The sequence below is a fragment of the Rhizobium sp. 42MFCr.1 genome, from assembly GCF_000377185.1.
GTDB classification, from domain to species: domain Bacteria; phylum Pseudomonadota; class Alphaproteobacteria; order Rhizobiales; family Rhizobiaceae; genus Rhizobium; species Rhizobium altiplani.
Genome location: NZ_KB897831.1, coordinates 22190 through 41368 on the forward strand (window position 1 = coordinate 22190; position 19179 = coordinate 41368).

20 protein-coding genes and 1 pseudogene are annotated in these 19179 nt (G+C 61.7%); 12 read left to right on the plus strand and 9 right to left on the minus strand.

Annotation, left to right across the window (positions count from 1 at the left end; all coding sequences use genetic code 11):
* The first annotated feature begins 126 nt into the window (after window positions 1-126).
* Window positions 127-2973 (plus strand): response regulator, encoded by a 2847-nt coding sequence (locus C934_RS0115195; protein WP_018857510.1) that lies wholly within the window; start codon window positions 127-129, stop codon window positions 2971-2973.
* Here the strand turns inward: C934_RS0115195 and mnmD are convergent.
* Window positions 2963-3679 (minus strand): tRNA (5-methylaminomethyl-2-thiouridine)(34)-methyltransferase MnmD, encoded by a 717-nt coding sequence (mnmD, locus tag C934_RS0115200; RefSeq protein WP_018857511.1) that lies wholly within the window; start codon window positions 3677-3679, stop codon window positions 2963-2965. The two genes, C934_RS0115195 and mnmD, sit on opposite strands and share 11 nt — an antisense overlap.
* Between mnmD and C934_RS0115205 the strand changes: the two genes are divergently transcribed.
* The 9 genes from C934_RS0115205 to C934_RS0115245 all read left to right on the plus strand — a co-directional run bounded on the left by C934_RS0115205 (window position 3678) and on the right by C934_RS0115245 (window position 9522).
* Window positions 3678-4856, plus strand: coding sequence for an NAD(P)/FAD-dependent oxidoreductase (locus tag C934_RS0115205; protein WP_018857512.1), 1179 nt, complete (start codon window positions 3678-3680; stop codon window positions 4854-4856). The genes mnmD and C934_RS0115205 overlap by 2 nt on opposite strands.
* A 113-nt stretch (window positions 4857-4969) precedes the next feature.
* Window positions 4970-5692, plus strand: coding sequence for a DUF1045 domain-containing protein (locus tag C934_RS0115210; RefSeq protein WP_018857513.1), 723 nt, complete (start codon window positions 4970-4972; stop codon window positions 5690-5692).
* Between the two features lie 99 nt (window positions 5693-5791).
* Window positions 5792-6715 (plus strand): allantoinase PuuE, encoded by a 924-nt coding sequence (gene puuE, locus C934_RS0115215; RefSeq protein ID WP_018857514.1) that lies wholly within the window; start codon window positions 5792-5794, stop codon window positions 6713-6715.
* On the plus strand, window positions 6715-7212 hold the full coding sequence (uraD, locus tag C934_RS0115220) for a 2-oxo-4-hydroxy-4-carboxy-5-ureidoimidazoline decarboxylase (RefSeq protein ID WP_018857515.1): 498 nt from the start codon (window positions 6715-6717) through the stop codon (window positions 7210-7212). Before puuE ends, uraD begins: the two co-directional genes overlap by 1 nt.
* Before the next feature lie 55 nt (window positions 7213-7267).
* Window positions 7268-7561, plus strand: coding sequence for a nucleotidyltransferase family protein (locus C934_RS0115225; protein WP_026371822.1), 294 nt, complete (start codon window positions 7268-7270; stop codon window positions 7559-7561).
* Window positions 7558-7920 carry a HepT-like ribonuclease domain-containing protein gene (locus tag C934_RS0115230; RefSeq protein ID WP_018857517.1) on the plus strand — a complete coding sequence of 121 codons (363 nt, stop codon included), beginning with the start codon at window positions 7558-7560 and terminating at the stop codon, window positions 7918-7920. The genes C934_RS0115225 and C934_RS0115230 overlap by 4 nt, the downstream gene beginning before the upstream one ends.
* A 4-nt stretch (window positions 7921-7924) precedes the next feature.
* The gene (locus C934_RS0115235; RefSeq protein ID WP_018857518.1) at window positions 7925-8425 is read left to right on the plus strand and encodes an ureidoglycolate lyase; all 501 of its coding nucleotides are present in this window, start codon (window positions 7925-7927) and stop codon (window positions 8423-8425) included.
* Entirely contained in the window at window positions 8422-8778 is a 357-nt protein-coding gene (uraH, locus tag C934_RS0115240; RefSeq protein ID WP_018857519.1) for a hydroxyisourate hydrolase, read from the plus strand. Before C934_RS0115235 ends, uraH begins: the two co-directional genes overlap by 4 nt.
* A gap of 3 nt (window positions 8779-8781) precedes the next feature.
* Entirely contained in the window at window positions 8782-9522 is a 741-nt protein-coding gene (locus tag C934_RS0115245) for a metallophosphoesterase family protein (RefSeq protein ID WP_026371823.1), read from the plus strand.
* Between the two features lie 9 nt (window positions 9523-9531).
* Here the strand turns inward: C934_RS0115245 and C934_RS0115250 are convergent, their stop codons facing one another.
* A complete protein-coding gene (locus tag C934_RS0115250; RefSeq protein ID WP_018857521.1) occupies window positions 9532-10674 on the minus strand; it encodes an alpha-hydroxy acid oxidase in 1143 nt (380 codons plus the stop codon).
* Window positions 10675-10750: 76 nt separating this feature from the next.
* Entirely contained in the window at window positions 10751-11719 is a 969-nt protein-coding gene (locus C934_RS0115255; RefSeq protein WP_018857522.1) for a quinone oxidoreductase family protein, read from the minus strand.
* Between the two features lie 97 nt (window positions 11720-11816).
* Between C934_RS0115255 and C934_RS0115260 the strand changes: the two genes are divergently transcribed.
* Window positions 11817-12668, plus strand: a complete 852-nt coding sequence (locus C934_RS0115260) for a LysR family transcriptional regulator (protein ID WP_018857523.1) — start codon at window positions 11817-11819, stop codon at window positions 12666-12668.
* Window positions 12669-12742: 74 nt separating this feature from the next.
* Here the strand turns inward: C934_RS0115260 and C934_RS31990 are convergent.
* The 3 genes and pseudogenes from C934_RS31990 to C934_RS0115275 form a co-directional block, all read right to left on the minus strand.
* Window positions 12743-13484 (minus strand): annotated as a pseudogene (locus C934_RS31990) (SDR family oxidoreductase).
* A gap of 24 nt (window positions 13485-13508) precedes the next feature.
* A complete protein-coding gene (locus C934_RS0115270) occupies window positions 13509-14498 on the minus strand; it encodes an aldo/keto reductase (protein ID WP_018857524.1) in 990 nt (329 codons plus the stop codon).
* Between the two features lie 14 nt (window positions 14499-14512).
* Entirely contained in the window at window positions 14513-14908 is a 396-nt protein-coding gene (locus tag C934_RS0115275) for a (R)-mandelonitrile lyase (RefSeq protein ID WP_018857525.1), read from the minus strand.
* A 123-nt stretch (window positions 14909-15031) separates the two neighbouring features.
* Between C934_RS0115275 and C934_RS0115280 the strand changes: the two genes are divergently transcribed.
* On the plus strand, window positions 15032-15925 hold the full coding sequence (locus C934_RS0115280; RefSeq protein WP_018857526.1) for a LysR family transcriptional regulator: 894 nt from the start codon (window positions 15032-15034) through the stop codon (window positions 15923-15925).
* A 56-nt stretch (window positions 15926-15981) separates the two neighbouring features.
* Here the strand turns inward: C934_RS0115280 and guaD are convergent, their stop codons facing one another.
* From guaD to puuD, 3 genes are read right to left on the minus strand one after another with little or no spacing between them, the layout of a single operon-like run.
* The gene (guaD, locus tag C934_RS0115285) at window positions 15982-17289 is read right to left on the minus strand and encodes a guanine deaminase (protein WP_018857527.1); all 1308 of its coding nucleotides are present in this window, start codon (window positions 17287-17289) and stop codon (window positions 15982-15984) included.
* Window positions 17290-17333: 44 nt separating this feature from the next.
* Complete coding sequence (locus C934_RS0115290) at window positions 17334-17765, minus strand: COG3650 family protein (RefSeq protein WP_018857528.1); 432 nt, start codon at window positions 17763-17765, stop codon at window positions 17334-17336.
* On the minus strand, window positions 17762-19000 hold the full coding sequence (gene puuD, locus C934_RS0115295) for a urate hydroxylase PuuD (protein WP_018857529.1): 1239 nt from the start codon (window positions 18998-19000) through the stop codon (window positions 17762-17764). The genes C934_RS0115290 and puuD overlap by 4 nt, the downstream gene beginning before the upstream one ends.
* Between the last annotated feature and the right edge of the window lie 179 nt (window positions 19001-19179).

Here is a 19179-nt window from a genome sequence, read left to right on the forward strand (position 1 = left end):
GCGCCGGCGCTAGAGCACAGGTTACCTGCGTCCTGCAGGGTGCCGCTGCATTATGGTTAAAGGGTTGTTAAAGAGCGCCCGTTATACTTGCTCGATGAGTAAGCTTTTCCTGACTGAGGACCAACTTTGACATCGAGCGGGGACCTTCTCGAGCTGGCCTGCCGGCGGATCGCGGATCTGGAGCGCCCCGCCTATGTCAAGAACAGCGAGCTTCGCTATGTGGCCGTCAACGAGGCCTATGCATCCTTCTTCGGAAGGGAGATCCCTGATTTCATCGGCTGCCGGAGCCGAGAACTTATCGATACGCCGGAAGAGGAGGCCCGCGAAGACAAGGAGCGGCGCGCGCTCGTCTTCGCGAGTGAGGAAAGTGCCGTTTGTTTGGACAGCAGGGGCTTCGGGCGCGAGCGGGTGCGGATCGAGAGTTTCTCGCCGTCCGAAGACCGCGTCTATGTGCTCGGTATTTTTGAAAGGACAGCTCCACATCAAGACGGCGGCGATCAGCTGACAGGGGCCAAGCCGACCCTTTCGGCATCCGACTTGGCTCGCAGCCGGGCGCTGACGGACGATCTTGAAGGCATTCTTCGTGCTCTCCCAGTCGGTGTCATGATCCTCGACGAAGAGCGCAACGTCCTCTACGCCAATGACGAGTTCTACGATGTCTGGGATCTACCACGTGACGACCGCTTCGACGGCTTGGCCTTCATCGACGTCATCCGTCGCAATCACCAACTCGGTCGCTATGGGGACAGGCTCACGCCGGAGCAGATCCTTGCCCGGCGCGAGAAGCATTTTGCTGCGGAACAGCAGCCGCCAATAGAACTGGGCTGGGTTAACGGCAAGCGGGTCCTGTTCGAGGGCGGCCGCCTTTCCAACGGTCGCGTCCTGCTTTCCTATACTGATGTCACTGCGGTCCGCCAGCGGGAGAAGGAAATTCACGAAACGCGGGCGGCTCTCGCGCATCTCGGCGACTTGATGGAGGACGCGACACGGGCGATGTCGCAGGGCCTCTTGATCGTTCAGGACGGCAACATCCTGCTTGCCAGCGAGCCACTCAGCGAGATCCTCGCCATACCACCTGAATATCTCGCAGTTGGACGGGGGTGGATCGATCTGTTCCGGTTTTGCGCCGAACGTGGCGACTTTAACGGGCAGGAAGATGAAATCCTGCAGAGCTGGCGCGATAAGATCGCGGCCAAGAAGCCGATTTCGACGCCGTTCCATGTCGCCGGAGAGCGCTGGGTTAACCTGGATGCGACGATCAGCGAGCGGCAGCACTGGGTTGCGCTGTTCACCGATGTCACCGAAGCGAAGCAGCGTGAGGCCGAGCTTGAGCGGTTGCTATCCCGGGCGGAAGCCGCCGATCGCGTCAAGTCGGAGTTCCTGGCGAATATGAGCCATGAGATCCGAACGCCGATGAACGGCGTTCTCGGAATGGCCGAATTGCTGGCGAAGACCAATCTCGACACGCGCCAGAAGACGTTCATCGATATCATCGCCAAGTCGGGCAACGCCTTGGTGACGATTATCAACGACATTCTCGACTTCTCCAAGATCGACGCCGGCCAGATGACCCTCAGGCGCACGACGTTCGATTTGGTCGAGGCTATCGAGGACGTTACAACGCTCCTGTCTTCGCCGGCGGCTGAGAAGAACATAGAGCTGCTGGTGCGCGCGGCACCCGATTTGCCGTCGGCCGTGATCGGTGACGCCGGCCGCTTCCGCCAGATCATCGCCAATCTCGTCGGCAATGCCATAAAGTTCACCGAGCGCGGTCACGTCCTTGTGGACGTCGGCTTTACGCCGGGCGCGGAAGACGAAATCATGGCGCGCATCCGGGTCGAGGATACCGGCATCGGCATCCCGGGCGACAAGCTCGACTCCATTTTCGACAAGTTCTCGCAGATCGACTCATCCTCCACGCGTCGCCATGAGGGAACCGGGCTTGGCCTTGCCATCACGGCAGGGCTGGTCGACTTGTTCGGCGGCTACCTCGAGGTGGACAGCGAACCGGGGGAGGGCTCGGTCTTTACGGTAAACCTGCCTCTCACCGTGGCAGCGGCGCGCCTTGCTCCAAAGCCCTTGCCGGTCAACGTGACGGGTGCGCGCGTTCTCATCGTCGACGACAACGCGGTCAACCGACAGATTTTGGCCGAGCAGCTGGACCTCTGGGGCTTCGATGGGGCCGCCGCCGAGGACGGACCGGCGGCCATGGCAATAATCGCCGCAGCGAACGAGTTGGGCATCGAGATCGATGCGGTCGTGCTGGATTACCAGATGCCGGGCATGAACGGCGCCGACATCGCACGGAAGCTGCGCGCCGACAGCCGCTTTGAACGGCTGCCGATCATCTTCCTGACCTCAATGGACATTTCCGGGACGGAGAAAGAGTTCGCCGCGCTTAACGGTCAAGCCTATTTGATGAAGCCGGCGCGGGCCAACGTGCTGCGAAACACCATCGTTGACGTCGTGCGGGCAAGTCGCACGAAACAGATCGCTGCGGCGGGGAAGACGGTTCCGGAGGCAGCGCCGCCTCCGCTCGCCAAAGCTGAGCCTTCCGAATGGCCGCCGGCGGAGTTCATCGACGTGCTGGTTGCGGAAGATAACGAAGTCAACCAGATCGTCTTTACGCAGATATTGCAGGAAACCGGCCTCAGTTTTCTCGTCGTCGGCAACGGCGAGGAGGCGGTCGAGGCATGGGATCGCTGCGCACCACGCATCATCATGATGGATGTCTCGATGCCTGTCATGAACGGCCACGACGCGACGCGCGCAATACGCGATCGCGAACGCGTACAAGGTCATCGCGTGCCGATCATCGGAGTGACGGCGCATACGCTGGAGGTCGACCGCGATCTCTGCCTGGACGCCGGAATGGACGATTACATGTCAAAACCGATCAGCCCGGAACTGCTCGAAGAGAAGCTTGCGCTGTGGCTGCGCGCGAGCGAGCAGCACGCGGGGTCTAGGATTTGATGCCGCAGAGCATCTCGCGTTTTCCGGCAAAGCCGGCACGACGCTCCACCGCAAAGCCGGCGGCGATCAGGTTTCGTCGGACAAAGCCGGCCGCCGCATAGGTCGCGAAGGTTCCGCCTGGCTTCGTCTTCTCGCAGACGAGGCGCATCAATTCCTCAGACCACATGTCGGCATTGCGCGATGGGGCGAAGCCGTCGAGATACCAGGCATCGAAGCCGGCTTGCGCGGCCGCGACGCCTTCGAGAGCATGGCCGCGGATAACGCTGAGCGACGTCTGGTCATCGAGCCGCAGGAAGACGCTTGCTTCCGGCGTTTCCGGCCAGGCGGCCGCCAGGGCTTGCCGCTCGATGTCGATCTCGGCCCAATGAGAAAGCGCACGGTCGATTTCCCCACGCCGCATCAGATAAAGTTCAAACGACATGAAGTGTAGTTGCTGCCCGTTGCGCCGAAAGAGTTTCCATTGCCGCCACGTTTCGGCGAAATTCAAACCTGTGCCGAAGCCGAGCTCACCGATCAGGAAGTCGCCGTTATCCTGCCAGCGCTGCGGCAGACCGTTGCCGGCGAGGAAAACGTGTCCGCATTCCAGCCGGCCATCGGTCTGGCAATAAAAATGGTCGCCAAAGGCCGGTGAATAGGGCATATCGCCGTCGCGCCACTCCAGCGGCTGGTGGAGGCCAGCACTCTTTTCGGGATCAGTATCTGTCATGCCAAAAGCCGATAGTCCGACCGCGCGTTCCGGTCAATCATCGACTGCCCTGCTGATCATCGGTGGCGGTATCATGGGGCTATGGGCAGCGGTTCAGGCGGAACGCCTGGGCATCAATGCATGGCTCATCGAAGCCGGCCGGCTTGGTCACGGCGCGAGCGGCGGCCTGCTCGGGGCGCTGATGCCGCACATGCCGGACAAGTGGAATGCCAAGAAGCAATTTCAGTTCGATGCGCTCGTTTCTCTGGAGGCGGAGATTGCAGCGTTGGAACGGCAGACCGGTCTTTCCGCCGGCTATCGGCGCTCGGGCCGCCTCATTCCGCTGCCGAAGCCGCATTTGCGCGAGATCGCGCTCGGTCATTCCCGGGATGCCAAGCATCGCTGGATCGCCGGCGAGCAGCGCTACCACTGGCGCGTGCTCGACAAGCCTCCCCAGGACAACTGGCTGGACGCAGCGGCAGGTGAAAGCGGCTTCGTGCACGACACGCTTGCCGCCAGAGTCGCGCCGCGGTCGCTCATCGCGCTCCTAGCGGCATCACTGCGCGACGCACGGAGCGTCCGCGTTACCGAAAACGTTTCGGTCGATGATCTCGCTCTTGAGCGCAAGGTTGCGATTACCAGTGCAGGTGACATTGCTTTCAGACAGTGCATTGTCGCTGCCGGCCACCAATCCTTTCCATTGCTGCAGCGGTATACCGGTGGCCTTGTGAAGCCGCTGGGCCAGCCCGTCAAAGGCCAGGCAGCCCTGCTGAAAGTCGACATAGCCCCGTCCTTGCCGACGATCTTTCGCGACGGGCTGTATATCGTTGCGCATGAGGGCGGCCATGTCGCCGTCGGCAGCACCAGCGAGAATCGCTTCGACGAACCATTCTCGACGGACGAGCAGCTCGACGCGCTGCTTGAGGCATCTGCCCAATTGGTGCCGGCGTTGCGAGGCGCGCCCGTTGTTGAGCGGTGGGCCGGTCTGCGGCCGAAAGCGATCGATCGTGATCCGATGATCGGCGTCCATCCCGACCATGCCGGCCTGATCGCATTGACCGGCGGCTTCAAGGTCAGCTTCGGCCTGGCGCACCGTCTGGCTGCGGCAGCGATCCACCTCGCGGCCGGCCGCCAGCCGCCCTTCGCGCTGCCGGAAAGCTTCTTGCTCGCCAATCACATCTGCGTCGCTTCACGCTAAACGTGAATTAGCACCTCCTGCCTTTCGTTATTCTGTCATGCAAATCACCTATCTGCTAGCGCAACCGCGGCGCCGACGGAGGGCTGTGCCGTTTGTTCGACGGAGGAAATTGGATGCGCTATGCCATTTGCTTTACACCCGCTGCGAGCGACCCGCTTTCGCACGTGGCTGCAAACTGGTTGGGTCGAAACGTGTTCTCTGGCGAGATGGTCGAGCCGACAGCGATCCGCGGCCTGAGCATTCACGAGATTGCCTTCCATACGGCGCTACCGCGCCGCTATGGCTTCCAAGGTGTTCTGAAGGCGCCCTTCCGCCTCGCCGCTGACGTAACGGAGGCGCAACTTCTGCGGGATCTGATGCGCTTCTGTGGAACGCTGACGCCGTTTCACATCCATCAGCTTGAGGTGGCGAGGCTCGGTGTATTCTACAGTCTCGTTCCGTCGCGGCCTTGCGAACATGTCCACTATCTTTCCAGTGCCGTCGTTCAAGAGTTCGACCGATTCCGGGCGCCGTTGAGCGAGGCAGAAATCGAGCGGACGGACCCGGGTGGCCTGTCGGCGGCGCAGTTCGCCAATCTGTATCGCTGGGGCAGCCCTTTTGTGATGGACGAGTTTCGCTTTCATATGCCGCTGACCGGTCCTGTCAGCCACTGCGACATGCCACGGGTCGAGCAGGCGCTTCGGAACGCCTTCGAGCCAGTCCTCGCCGATCCCGTCAAGGTCGCCAATGTCGCGCTGATGGTCGAAGAGGGGAATGGCGGGCCGTTTAGCGTGCATTCGCTGCATCCGATGGGCAAGGTCAGCGCACGTCGAGATCGTGTTCCTACACTGGCCTAAGAGTTTGCGCCGCAAAGGCAAAACTCTGTTGCGTACTTTCCGTCTCGACATTCCTTCTCTGGATGCTACCGTTTCGCCGACTTTCAGGAAGGTGATTTCATGGTATCCGAAACTTATCCGCGCAATCTGATCGGTTACGGTCGCAACACGCCCGACCCGAAGTGGCCGGGCGATGCCTGCGTGGCCGTTCAGTTCGTTATCAATTACGAAGAAGGCGGCGAAAGCTGCATTCTCGATGGCGATCCTGCCTCCGAAAACCTTCTGTCGGAAATTGTAGGTGCCGCGTCCTGGCCGGGTCAGCGAAACCTCAATATGGAATCGATTTACGAATATGGCTCGCGCGCCGGGTTCTGGCGCTTGTGGCGCATGTTCACGGAGCTCAAGGTTCAGGCCACCGTTTATGGGGTGACGCTTGCTATGGCGCGCAACCCGGAGGCGGTCGCGGCCATGAAGGAAGCCGGTTGGGAGATCGCCAGCCACGGGTACCGCTGGCTTGAGTACAAGGACTTCCAGGAAGACGTCGAGCGCAAGCATATCCAGGAAGCCGTGCGCCTCCACACGGAACTGACCGGCGAACGTCCCTACGGAATGTACCAAGGCAAGCCTTCGGACAACACGCTGCGCCTCGTCATGGAAGAGGGCGGTTTCCTTTATTCCTCTGACTCTTATGCCGACGATCTGCCGTTTTGGGTGAAGGGTGTCGATGACAACCCGTTCCTGATCATACCCTATACGCTCGAGACGAACGACATGCGCTTTGCAACGCCGCAAGGCTTCAATTCCGGCGATCAGTTCTTCACTTACCTCAAGGATGCCTTCGATACGCTGTATGAAGAGGGGAAGGCCGGCAGCCCGAAGATGATGTCGGTTGGCCTGCATTGCCGTCTCGTCGGTCGTCCCGGTCGCGCCGCAGCGTTGAAACGCTTCATCGAATATGTGCTGAAGCACGACAAGGTGTGGATACCCAGGCGAATCGAGATCGCGCAGCATTGGCATGCCCACCACAAGCCGGAGACAATCTGATGCTTTCGCGGGACGAGTTCGTGTCACGCTACGGCGGTGTCTTTGAACATTCGCCGTTCATTGCCGAGCGTGCCTATGACGACGGTTTCGTCGGCGACGAACTGACGGTGGATCGTGTCCACACGGCGCTCGTCGCCATCTTCCGGGCGGCGAGTCCGGAGGAGCGGCTCGGCGTGCTGCGTGCCCATCCCGATCTTGCCGGACGTCTCGCGATAGCGGGTGAGCTTACCGAAGACAGCAAGAAAGAGCAGGCAGGCGCCGGGCTCGATCGGCTGAGCGCCGCGGAACATGGCCGCTTCACCGAGCTCAACACGGCCTATGTCGAAAAGTTCGGCTTTCCCTTCATCATCGCGGTTAAGGGCCTGAACAAGGATGACATTCTGGCTGCCTTCGAAAAGCGCATCGACAACACGCGCGATGAAGAGTTCGAAACAGCCACCGCACAGGTCGAGCGTATCGCGTTTCTGCGCCTTGAGATGATACTGCCGGGGCGTTGAGACAGGCAGCTCCTTGGTGCTTTTCTCTTTTGCGCCCGTGACTTATAGTTGCGCCATGAGGCCATCCGAAGTGCTGGAGAAGAACAGGCAGGCGATCCGCGAAGTGACGAAGCGCTTCAACGCGGCGAACCCACGTGTCTTCGGCTCCGTGGCGCGCGGCGAGGACCGGCCGGGCAGCGATCTGGATATTCTGGTGGATGCGCTGCCGGGCAGCACATTGTTGACGCTGGGCGGCTTGCAGGACGCACTGGAACAGATGATGCTGGGTACGTCCATCCATCTGCTGACGCCCGGCGACTTTCCCGAACCCGTGCGTATCCGTGTCCTTTCGGAAGCGAAGCCCATATGAGCCTCGAGCGAATTTCCTACCTGCTGGAGCGCATGCGGCAAGCCGCTACCGATGCCCATCAAATGGTCACCGATGTCAGTAAGGAGCACTTTCTGGCTGATATCATCCTTCAGCGGGCGGTCGGAATGAGCCTCCTGATGGCTTCGGAGATCGCTGCACAACTCATAAAGATCCATCCCGAGTTTATGGTAGAGCACCCCGAGTTCCCTTGGGGCGCGATGCGAGGCATGCGCAATCGTATTGCTCATGGCTATTTCGACATCGATCTCGACAAGATTTGGGCGACCGCGAAAGACGATGTTCCCGACCTGCTCTACAGACTTGACCTCGTGCGCAATTGGCGTGCCGAAGGCGAATAAAGACATGTCTCAAATCCTCGATATTGTTCCGCTGACCAAATCCGCCTTTGCGCCCTTCGGTGATATCATCGAAGCCGATCCGGTAACGATGCGCTATATCAACAACGGAACGACCGAGCGCTTCCATGCGCTTGCCGCTGCCGAAGCGGCAGGCGAGGGCGCGCGTGTCATCATCAACCTGTTTCGCGGCCAGCCGCGCCACTTTCCCTATGAAGTTGACATGATGGAGCGGCATCCGTTCGGCAGCCAGAGTTTTTCGCCTATCTCCGGCCGCCCCTATCTCGTCGTCGTCTCCGAGGACGAGGGCGGCAAGCCCGGTCGTCCGCGGGTGTTTCTGGCGCGGGGCGATCAGGGCGTGAACTATCGCCGCAATACCTGGCACCACCCGTTGATGTCGCTTGGCGCCGTAAGCGATTTCCTTGTTGTCGACCGCGAGGGACCCGGCAACAATCTGGAAGAATACTTCTTCGAAAGGCCCTTCATCATCAGCGAGCCGAGCCTATGACCGGACTGACCACCCACGTACTAGATACCGCGTCCGGCAAGCCGGCCGAGGGATTGCGGATCGATCTCTTTCACCTTGAAGGAGAGGTCCGTCGCCATATGAAGACGGTCAAGACCAATTCCGACGGCCGCGTCGACGGCGGGCCGATCCTGATCGGCGATAGCTTCAAGGCGGGGACTTATGAACTCGTCTTTCATGCCGGAGACTATCTGCGCGCCGAGGGTATTGCTCTGCCACACCCGGCCTTTCTGGATCTCGTGCCCATCCGCTTCGGTATTGCCGACGTCACCGCGCATTACCACGTGCCCTTGTTGATCTCGCCTTACGGCTATTCGACCTATCGCGGTAGCTAGGTGATGCGGTTTGCGGCGATCGCGGATGTACACGGCAACCATCTGGCGCTCGAGGCGGTGCTGGCCGATATCGCGGCGCAGGGCGTTACCGAGATCGTCAATCTCGGCGATTGTTTCAGCGGCCCGCTGACGGCAGGGCGAACTGCGGAGCTTCTGCGGGAGCGAGACATGCTAACCGTCCGCGGCAATCACGATCGCTATCTGATCGAACAGCGGCGCGAGGCCATGCATCTTTCGGACACGGCAGCGTTTGATCAGCTGACGGCGGACGACCTGCAATGGTTGCGCGGCCTGCCGACGAGCGCCGTTTATCGGAGCGAGGTCTACCTTTGCCACGCGACGCCTGCGAACGACAGCACCTATTGGCTGGAATCCGTGTCTACGGAAGGCCATGTCTTCCTGAAGCCGCTTGCAGAGATCGAGGCGTTGGCCACGGGCGCGGATTTCCCGCTGATCCTCTGTGGCCATAGCCATATCCCGCGACTGGTTCGCCTCAGCGATGACAGGCTGATCGTCAATCCCGGCAGCGTCGGCTGCCCGGCCTATGACGACGATCGACCGCATTACCACAAGGTCGAGACCGGCCACCCGCTGGCGTCCTATTGTATCCTGGAAAAGGGCGAGACCGGCTGGCTCCCTGCCTTCCGCACGGTCGCCTACGACTACATGGCCATGTCGCGCCTCGCAAATGAAAACGCCCGCCCGGATTGGGCAGGCGCGCTCGCGACCGGTTGGATGCCGTAGCTTCTTTTCTTACTGCCGACCGAGCAGTATGGAAGAATTGACGTCGTTGATGTCGCGCTTGCCGCAGAGCGCCATGGTGATGTCCATCTCCTTGCGGAGGATGCTGAGCGCGAGTGTAACGCCGTCCTTACCCATGGCGCCGAGGCCGTAAAGGAAGGGGCGGCCGATATAGGTGCCCTTGGCGCCGAGGGCGACTGCCTTCAACACGTCCTGGCCGGAGCGGATGCCGCCGTCGAGATGCACTTCGATCTTGTGGCCGACCGCATCGACGATTGGCTCCAGCATGCTGATCGAAGAGGGGGCGCCGTCGAGCTGGCGACCACCATGGTTGGAAACGATGATGGCGTCGGCGCCTGTTTCTGCTGCTGCCTTGGCGTCCTCGACGTCGCAGATGCCCTTGATGATCAGCGGGCCGCCCCACTGCTCCTTGATCCAGGCGACGTCGGCCCAGGAGAGCTGCGGGTCGAACTGTTCGGCGGTCCAGGAGGAGAGCGACGAGAGATCGGAAACATTCTTGGCGTGGCCGACGATGTTGCCGAAGCTGCGGCGCTTGGTCTGCAGCATGTCGAGGCACCAGAAGGGGCGTGTCGCCATCTGCCAGATGTGCTTCGGCGTGAACTTCGGCGGGGCGGAGAGACCGTTGCGCAGGTCCTTGTGGCGCTGGCCGAGGATCTGCAGGTCAGCGGTCAATACGAGAGCCGAGCACTTCGCCGCCTTGGCGCGGTTGATCAGGTTGAGCACGAAATCCTTGTCGCGCATCACGTAGAGCTGGAACCAGAATGGCCTGGTGGTAACCGAGGCGACATCCTCGATCGAGCAGATGCTCATCGTCGACAGCGTGAAGGGAACGCCGGCTTCTTCCGCAGCACGGGCTGCCAGCATTTCGCCGTCTGCGTGCTGCATGCCAGTCATGCCAGTCGGGGCGAGCGCCACTGGCATCGACACTTTCTGGCCGATCATGGTCGTTTCAAGTGTCCGGTTCGTCATGTCGACGAGGACGCGCTGGCGCAGCTTGATCTTGGCAAAATCGCTCTCGTTCGCCTGGTAGGTCGACTCCGTCCAGGCACCCGAATCCGCATAGTCGAAAAACATCTTCGGGACGCGGCGCTGGGCGAGGCTCTTGAGGTCGGCGATTGTGAGAGGAGTGGCCATGGATAAGACTTTCACATCTGAATAACGCCATGGCCCTTAACATGATTTCCGAGGCTTTGTGTATCTCTTTCGTCGCCTATGGGACAAGAATCAGGCTGCCTGCCGCCCGTCCTTCCTCAAGGAATTGCTGGGCTTCCGCAGCCGCCTCTAGAGGGTATTCGCGGGCAATTGTCGACGTTATGCCTGAAGCCAGCATTCCGACCACGGCTTCAGCTGCCGTCAGGTAGGCTGCAGTGTCCGTGATGTAAGCCATGACGCTGGGATGTGTCAGCGATTTTCCGGGGCGAAGCTCATCAACTGAGACAGGCGGGATCGGCCCGCCGGCCTGTCCGATTGTGGCGACGACACCGAAGGGACGAACGGCCGCTATGGATTTTGCCAGCATGCCGCCCCCGATGCCGTCATACGCGACATCGACGCCGCGGCTGTCCGTCAACCGCTTCACTGCGGCGACGACATCTGCGTCTCGGCCGATGACCAGATGGTCCGCACCGTAGCTGCGGGCGAGATCGGCCTTCTCCTCCGAACTCACGGTTCCGATGACTGTAGCGCCGAGATACTTTGCCCACCGCACGAGAATACTTCCAAGCCCGCCGGCGGCGGCATGAATGAGAACGGTCGTTCCGGGCTCGACGCGATAGGTCTTCGTCAAGAGCATGTACGCTGTCAGCCCCTTGAGCATGGACGCGGCCGCAACCTTTGAAGGTACGCCATCGGGCAGGAGAACGGCGCGGGCCGCCGGCAAGAGCCTTGTCGCGGCATAGGCGCCGACAGGCGCGCCGGCATAGGCTACGCGATCGCCGGGTTTCAGTCTCGTGACGGCGCTTCCAACGGCTTCGACAGTGCCTGCTCCCTCGACCCCGAGTACGGCGGGATAGGCCGGCAGGGCGTAGAGCCCGCGACGGTGGTAGATATCGAGGAAATTCATACCGATCGCGTCGTGACGGATGCGGATCTCGTTTGCGCCAGGCTCCTGCGGCTGCTGTTCTGATACCTGTAGTTGCTCGATGCCTCCTGGTGCGAGAAGCGTAACGGCCTTATCCATGAAACGTGCTCTCCGATTGCTGCTGCAGCCATCATCGCCCATGGCGTTATGGTCGAAAATTCCCTATCGTTTCTCATTGCATGGGAAAAAATGAACAATGATCGATTGGGAAAACCTTCGCTACTTCGCGGCGCTCGCTCGTGCCGGAACGTTGCTCGGAGCTGCGCGCGCCCTCGGAGTGGAGCACGCGACAGTTGCCCGTCGAGTGGCCGGGCTCGAGGAGCAGATGGGTGTGAAGCTGGTCGACCGGCGCGGTCGGCGCATCGTGCTGACGCCGGAGGGCGAGCGGGTGGCGGGCATGGCGGAGCGGATGGGGCAGGAGGCGCAGGCCATCGAACGCTTGGGGCTTGCGGCCGGCGCGACGCTTGCCGGCGAGGTCAGGATCAGCGCGCCACCGACGCTCGCGGCTGCAATGTTGCCGGCAGCGCTGGTCGCCTTGCGAGCCCGCCACCCAGATATTGGTATCACCATCGTCGGCGAGACCCGCTATGCGTCACTCGACAGGCGGGAGGCGGATATTGCGGTCCGCATGACGAAGCCGGAACAGGGCAATTTCGTCATCAGCAAGCTTGGGAATGTCGGCTTCGGCTTCTATGCCACGGCTGCCTATCTGGCCGCGACGTTGGAGGAACAGCGGACTTTCATCGCCTACGATGAAACGATGGCGAGCGCACCGCAGTCGATCCGGCTCGCCGACGCGACTGAGGGAAGGAAGGTGGCACTAAGGGCAACGACGCTGGAATTCCAGCTGGCGGCGGCGCGCGCTGGCGGCGGCATCGCCATGCTGCCAAATTTCATGCTGGCGGGTCGTGATGATCTCGTCGAGGCTATTCCTCAGCGGCAGCCGCTGACTCGGGAGTTCTGGCTCGTCGTCCATGCCGACATCCGCAACGTGCCGATCATCCGGGTTGTGATGGAGGCGCTGAAGTCGATTCCGTGGTCCGGCTAGCAGCTGCGGGCATTTCCGTGGGCAATAGCGCAGGTGGTTGGGGCTAAGAGGCGGCCTGAGCCGGCCGCCCCTAGTCAATATTCTTGCTTGGTCGGCCTGACAGGATCTCGTTGACGTCGACATCCTCCGGCTGGCTCATGGCGAAGGCAACCATACTCGCGAAAGAGTCGGCCGGGATCGCCATTGCGTAGACCTTGCGGACGCGCTCGGCGACGTCAGGTTCAGTGATGCTGTCGGGCAGCTCGGTCGCAACGGCGCCCGGCGAGATGATCGTCGTGCGGATGTTGAAGGGCTTTACCTCCTGCCGCAGCCCTTCGGAAATGATGCGCACGCCATGCTTGGTCGCGGCATAAACGGCGCCGCCCGGATTGACCTTGTGGCCGGCGACCGACGAGACGTTGATGACATGGCCACTCTTCTGCTGCTTCATATAGGGCAGCGCTGCGGCAATGCCGTAGAGCACGCCCTTGAGGTTGACGTCGATCATGCGGTCCCAATCCTCGACCTTGCCGCGCTCCAGCGGAGAGTGCGGCATCAGGCCGGCATTGTTGATGATGACGTCGACGCGGCCATGCAGCCGAACGGCGTGGTCGACCAGGCGTTTGACCTGATCGACCTTAGTTACTCGGTCTCGACGACGGCGTCGCTGCCGAGGCCGAGTTCGTCGGCGATCGCATTCAGCCGGTCGAGACGCCGGGCGCCGAGAACGAGTTTGGCGCCGTCTCGCGCCAGGTGTCTGGCCGCCGCTTCACCAAGGCCGCTGCTCGCGCCGGTGATCACGACGACCTTGTCCTTGATACTGTAGTCATGACAGATCCTTTCCCTTCGCTTGGTCACCGCTCAGCGGTCGACCCTTGCCTGTAGGTGTGCCGGATAGCGGTCACCCTCGACCTTTATGCCGGCGAGCGCGGTTTCGATGGCGGCAAGGTTTTCCGCCGTCAGCTGCGCGGCAGCGGCGCTGATGTTCTCTTCCAGACGGTGCATCTTTGTCGTTCCGGGGATCGGAACGATCCAGGGCTTGCGGGCCAGCAGCCAGGCAAGCGCGATCTGTGCCGGGGTCGCGCCCTTGTCGCGGGCGATCTCGCCGAGGCGATCGACGAGCGCTTGATTGGCCTTGCGGGCTTCGGCGGAAAAGCGCGGAACGACGTTGCGGAAATCCTTGCTGTCGAAGGTGGTCGTCTCATTGATCGCGCCGGTCAGGAAGCCCTTGCCGAGCGGGCTGAACGGAACGAAGCCGATGCCAAGCTCCTCGAGCGTCGGCAGGATGTCCTGTTCTGGCTCGCGCCACCACAGCGAATATTCGCTCTGCAGCGCGGCGACCGGCTGCACTGCATGCGCGCGGCGGATCGTCCTGGCGCCGGCTTCCGAAAGGCCGAAGTGCTTGACCTTGCCTTCGCTGATCAGGTCCCTGACCGTGCCGGCGACATCCTCGATCGGCACGTCAGGATCGACGCGGTGCTGGTAGAAGAGGTCGATCACGTCGGTGTTGAGGCGCTTCAGCGCCGCATCGGCAACCTCTCTGATATGAGCAGGGCGGCTGTTCATGCCGCTCTGGCCGCCATCCGGGCCGAAGTTGAAGCCGAACTTGGTGGCGATGACGACCTTGTCGCGGAATGGCGCCAGCGCCTCGCCAAGCAGGGTCTCGTTCTTGTAGGGACCGTAGGCTTCCGCGGTGTCGAAGAAGGTGACGCCGCGTTCGAAGGCGGCGCGGATTAACTTGATCGCGTCCGCGGTGTCCATTGCCGGGCCGTAGCCATAGCTTAAGCCCATGCATCCGAGGCCGAGCGCGGAGACTTCGAGGCCGCTTTTTCCGAGTGTGCGCTTCTGCATGGAATTTCCCTTTCCTAGCCCTGGTATTGTTCGTCGGTGACCGTTTCCATCCAGTCGACCACCTTGCCGTCGAGGGCTTCGGCGATCGCGATGTGGGTCATGGCTGTTGTCGCGGATGCGCCGTGCCAGTGCTTTTCGCCCGGTTCGAACCAGATGATGTCGCCGGCGCGAATTTCTTCCACAGGTCCGCCGTCACGCTGTGCGCGGCCGGTACCGGAGAGGACGATCAGCGTCTGACCGAGCGGATGGGTGTGCCAGGCGGTGCGGGCGCCGGGCTCGAAGGTCACCGTTGCACCGCCGACGCGTGCTGGCGCCGCCCCGTTGAACGGCGCATCGATGCGGACCGTCCCAGTGAAATAATCCGCCGGTCCCTTGGCGGATGGATCGGAGCCGTTTCGCTTGATTTTCATCTTTCGTCCTTTCGTGAGCTCAGGAGCGTGCTGCTCGGCCGACGTTCGGAAGAAGATCTAGTGCGGATGCTTTCCTGCGATTAGATGGTATAAACGGCATAAGCTTATGAGTGAGATTCATGAATGACGCGGCAATCGATCAACGACCTCATCGCCTTTCTGGCCGTGGCGCGGGAGAGAAGCTTCACGAAGGCCGCGGCCAAGCTCGGCGTGTCGCAATCGGCGCTCAGCCATACCGTCCGCGGCCTTGAAACACGCCTCGGCCTGCGGCTGCTGACGCGCACGACACGCAGCGTGTCGCCGACGGAGGCAGGCGAGCGTCTGCTGAGCTCGATCGGGCCGCGTTTCGATGAGATCGAGAGCGAGTTGGCTGCGCTCAGCGAATTTCGCGAGAAGCCGGCGGGTACGATCCGCATCACGGCGGGAGAGCACGCCGCTGACGCCATACTCTGGCCCGCGCTGGAGAGGCTGTTGCCTGATTATCCCGATATCAATGTCGAGATCATCGTCGACTACGGGCTGACCGACATCGTCGCCGGGCGCTATGACGCCGGCGTCCGCCTTGGCGAGCAGGTGGCGAAGGACATGATCGCTGTGCGCATCGGGCCGGACATGCGGATGGCTGTCGTCGGAGCGCCTGCCTATTTCGACCGGCAGCTCAAGCCGCAGGCGCCTGCCGAACTCACCGACCACAACTGCATCAACCTGCGCCTGCCGACCTATGGCGGGGTCTATGCCTGGGAGTTCGAGAAAGAAGGGCGAGAGGTAAAGGTGCGGGTGGAGGGGCAGTTGGTGTTCAACAACGCGCAGTTACGGCTGAACGCAGCGCTTTCTGGCCTCGGTCTGGCGTTTATGCCGGAGGCGCTGGTGTGGCAGCCACTGTCCGATGGACGGCTCGTTCGCGTCCTTGAGGATTGGTGTGCGCCGTTCCCCGGATATCATCTCTATTATCCGAGCAGCCGGCAGACGTCGCCGGCCTTCGCCCTGCTGGTCAATGCGCTTCGCTACCGGGGGTGAGGCATACGAAATTCGCCTGCTCGCTGCGGACCGATGCCGACCTCAACGGGCAGATCTCAGATCGCACTCTTGGCGGCGACGCCTGCCACATAGGTCTCCACGATCGCGCGGTCGTCGCCCATGGTTTGCAGCAGGAAGAGTTCTTCCGGCAGCGTCTTCACGACCTCCATCTTGAGCGCCATGGCGGGCGTTGCGGCGGCGTTGAGGACGACGATATCGGCGTCGGAGCCGACATCGAGCGTACCGATCCTGTCGGCAAGGGACAGTGACCGGGCGTTGCCCAATGTTATGTGATAGTAGCTCTCCAACGGGTTCAGGCGTTCGCCGAGCAGCTGCTGGATCTTGTAGGCCTCGTCCATCGTGCGCAGCATCGAATAGCTGGAGCCGCCGCCAATGTCGGTCGCGACCCCGATGCGCACCGGCTTTTCGCGGCGCGCAAGCGCCTTCAGCGGGAAAAGACCCGAGCCGAGGAAGAGGTTCGACGTCGGGCAATGCACCGCGACCGAGCCTGCTTCGCTCATCGCATCGGCCTCGCGATCCGAAAGATGGATGCAGTGGCCGAAGAGCGTCTTGTCGCCGAGCAGGCCGTAGCGCGCGTAGATGTCGGTGTAGTCGATCGCCTCGGGATAAAGCTCGCAGGTGAACTTGATCTCGTCGTGGTTCTCGGAGAGGTGGGTCTGGATGTGGAGGTCGGGAAACTCGCGGGCAAGCGCCTGGGTGGCCTCCATCTGTGCGGGCGTCGAGGTAATCGCGAAGCGCGGGGTGATGGCGACGTGGCAGCGCGCCTTGCCGTGCCAGTCCGCGATGATCTGGCGGGTCTCGTCATAGCCCATCTGAGGTGTGTCGAGCAGCCCCTGCGGGGCGTTGCGGTCCATCATCACCTTGCCGCCGATCATGCGCATGCTGCGCCTCAGCGCTTCTGCGAAAAAGGCGTCGGCGGAGGTCTTGTGGACGGAGCAGTAGGCGACGGCCGTCGTCGTGCCGTGGCGCACGAGCTCATCGTAGAAATGCGTGGCGATGCGCTGGGCGTGATCGCTTTCGACGAAGCGGCATTCCTCGGGGAAAGTATAAGTGTTCAGCCATTCCAGCAGGTTTGCCGCATAGGAGGCAATGACCTGCATCTGCGGGAAATGCAGGTGCATGTCGATGAAGCCAGGCATGATCAGATGAGGACGATGGTCGACGGTTACGGCATCGGCGGGGGCGTGCGGGCTCACCTTGTCATATGCGCCGCAGGCAACGATCAGGCCATCCTTGATCAGGAGGGCGCCGTCGCTTTCGTAGAGATAGCTTCCACTATCGCCAAGATCTTGGGGTGCGCGCAGGAAGGAAAGCAGGCGGCCGCGGAGGAGGGTATGTGTCATGGCTTTCTGTCTCTGTCGATTGTCGTCTTGTTGCGCCGTTGGCGTCAGGGCGCCGGCTGGGCGGCAATGGCCGCCGGAGTGTCGGCGCAGCCGTACATGGTCTTGTCTCCGAATGCCAGAACCGCGTTCAGCGTGTAGTGACGATCGGACATGCCGTCTGAGCAATCCCCTTTGGTCAGCGTCAGCTTGAAGGGTGCCGGCCCGTCGGCGATCGTCCACGTGGCGCGATCGTTCTCGATGACCGGACCGGAGTTGGCGCTTTTGACGTCCTCGATACCTGGACGGCTGAACGTGAGCCCGTCGGTGCGGATCTTGATCGCCCAGAAGGGCTCGGTGCCAAGGGCGTTCAGATCGCCGGAAAAATTGCCAGCGGCTGGTGCCGCGCCGCCCTCCGATCCCGAAGCATCCGCTCCGCTCTGCCCGCAGGCGGTCAGGGTGGCGGCGAGGAGCAGGGCGCGAAGGGCGGCTGAGATCATTCCTGTTTGCCTTCGACTGCGCTTTCGAACCAGGCGACGAGCAGCTTGCGCTCATCCGGGGTGATATCGGTCACGTTGCCGGGCGGCATGGCGTGGCTGCGGCCCGCCTGTATATAGATCTCGCGCGCATGAGCGGCAATTTCCGCATCGGTTTCGAGGACGACGTCCTTTGGCGGCCGCGCTAGCCCTTCATAAACCGGTTCGGCGGCATGGCACATGGAACAGCGCGTGCCGACAAGCTGCTTGACCGCGGGGAAATGCGGGTCGCCGGCGAATTGCTGAAAGGCGGGGGCAACCGCTTGCGCATCCTTCTCGCCGGTTAGCACCTGCGGCACCGTGGACAGCCACATGATCAGGATGAAAAGGATCACGGTGACGATCCAGGTCCAGGTCGGGCGGCCCTTCCTCGCATGCGTCGTGTTGAACCAGTGGCGGATGGTGACGCCCATCAGGAAGACGAGGGCGGCGATTACCCAGTTATAGGCGGTGCCGAAGGCCAGCGGATAGTGGTTCGACAGCATGAAGAAGATCACGGGCAGCGTCAGGTAGTTGTTGTGGAGTGAGCGCTGCTTGGCGATCGCGCCGTACTTGGCATCGGGCGTGCGCCCGGCGATCAGGTCGGCGACGACGATCTTCTGGTTCGGGATGATGATCATGAAAACGTTGGCCGACATGATCGTTGCCGTAAAGGCGCCGAGATGCAGGAAGGCGGCGCGGCCGGTAAAGAGTTGCGTGTAGCCCCAGCCCATGAAGACGATCACGGCGTAGAGAACCGCCATCAAGCCCCAGGTGTTCTTGCCGAGCGGCGACTTGCACAAGAGGTCGTAGATGACCCAGCCAACCGCAAGCGAGGCGAGCGAGATCAGGATCGCGACCGGAGCGGTAATGTCGAGCACATGGCGGTCGATGAGGAAGAGATCGGCGCCGCCATAGTAGACGATGCAGAGCATCAGGAAGCCGGAGAGCCAGGTAAAATAGCTTTCGTATTTGAACCAGGTCAGGTGCTCGGGCATCTGCGCGGGCGCCACCAGATACTTCTGGATGTGATAGAAGCCGCCGCCGTGAACCTGCCATTCCTCGCCATAGGCGCCGGGCGGAAGGTGCGGCCGCTTCACTAGGCCGAGGTCGAGCGCAATGAAATAAAAGGACGAGCCGATCCACGCAATCGCGGTAATGACGTGAAACCAGCGGGCCGCAAAAGCCAACCATTCCCACGCTATGGCATATTCATACATAGAGTTCCCCTGTTCTTCCCTCGACTCGTCACTTTGCAGAAAGACGCGCCCGGAGGAAAGAGGATTGCGGTTACTCGGAGCTATTGCCGAGAATAACGTAGAGCCGATCACGGTAACGAACTTTTGAAAAGGCGGCGTGCGATCCGTCCGCGCACGCTCGAGGCTCGAAACCTGCCGGT

What these genes read in the sequence shown, in the direction of transcription:
- C934_RS0115205 (WP_018857512.1), top strand. Translation starts at nt 3,678, where the DNA reads ATGCCAAAAGCCGATAGTCCGACCGCGCGTTCCGGTCAATCATCGACT.
- mnmD (WP_018857511.1), bottom strand. Translation starts at nt 3,679, where the DNA reads ATGACAGATACTGATCCCGAAAAGAGTGCTGGCCTCCACCAGCCGCTG.
- C934_RS0115210 (WP_018857513.1), top strand. Translation starts at nt 4,970, where the DNA reads ATGCGCTATGCCATTTGCTTTACACCCGCTGCGAGCGACCCGCTTTCG.
- puuE (WP_018857514.1), top strand. Translation starts at nt 5,792, where the DNA reads ATGGTATCCGAAACTTATCCGCGCAATCTGATCGGTTACGGTCGCAAC.
- uraD (WP_018857515.1), top strand. Translation starts at nt 6,715, where the DNA reads ATGCTTTCGCGGGACGAGTTCGTGTCACGCTACGGCGGTGTCTTTGAA.
- C934_RS0115225 (WP_026371822.1), top strand. Translation starts at nt 7,268, where the DNA reads ATGAGGCCATCCGAAGTGCTGGAGAAGAACAGGCAGGCGATCCGCGAA.
- C934_RS0115230 (WP_018857517.1), top strand. Translation starts at nt 7,558, where the DNA reads ATGAGCCTCGAGCGAATTTCCTACCTGCTGGAGCGCATGCGGCAAGCC.
- C934_RS0115235 (WP_018857518.1), top strand. Translation starts at nt 7,925, where the DNA reads ATGTCTCAAATCCTCGATATTGTTCCGCTGACCAAATCCGCCTTTGCG.
- uraH (WP_018857519.1), top strand. Translation starts at nt 8,422, where the DNA reads ATGACCGGACTGACCACCCACGTACTAGATACCGCGTCCGGCAAGCCG.
- C934_RS0115245 (WP_026371823.1), top strand. Translation starts at nt 8,782, where the DNA reads ATGCGGTTTGCGGCGATCGCGGATGTACACGGCAACCATCTGGCGCTC.
- C934_RS0115250 (WP_018857521.1), bottom strand. Translation starts at nt 10,674, where the DNA reads ATGGCCACTCCTCTCACAATCGCCGACCTCAAGAGCCTCGCCCAGCGC.
- C934_RS0115255 (WP_018857522.1), bottom strand. Translation starts at nt 11,719, where the DNA reads ATGGATAAGGCCGTTACGCTTCTCGCACCAGGAGGCATCGAGCAACTA.
- C934_RS0115260 (WP_018857523.1), top strand. Translation starts at nt 11,817, where the DNA reads ATGATCGATTGGGAAAACCTTCGCTACTTCGCGGCGCTCGCTCGTGCC.
- C934_RS0115270 (WP_018857524.1), bottom strand. Translation starts at nt 14,498, where the DNA reads ATGCAGAAGCGCACACTCGGAAAAAGCGGCCTCGAAGTCTCCGCGCTC.
- C934_RS0115275 (WP_018857525.1), bottom strand. Translation starts at nt 14,908, where the DNA reads ATGAAAATCAAGCGAAACGGCTCCGATCCATCCGCCAAGGGACCGGCG.
- C934_RS0115280 (WP_018857526.1), top strand. Translation starts at nt 15,032, where the DNA reads ATGACGCGGCAATCGATCAACGACCTCATCGCCTTTCTGGCCGTGGCG.
- guaD (WP_018857527.1), bottom strand. Translation starts at nt 17,289, where the DNA reads ATGACACATACCCTCCTCCGCGGCCGCCTGCTTTCCTTCCTGCGCGCA.
- C934_RS0115290 (WP_018857528.1), bottom strand. Translation starts at nt 17,765, where the DNA reads ATGATCTCAGCCGCCCTTCGCGCCCTGCTCCTCGCCGCCACCCTGACC.
- puuD (WP_018857529.1), bottom strand. Translation starts at nt 19,000, where the DNA reads ATGTATGAATATGCCATAGCGTGGGAATGGTTGGCTTTTGCGGCCCGC.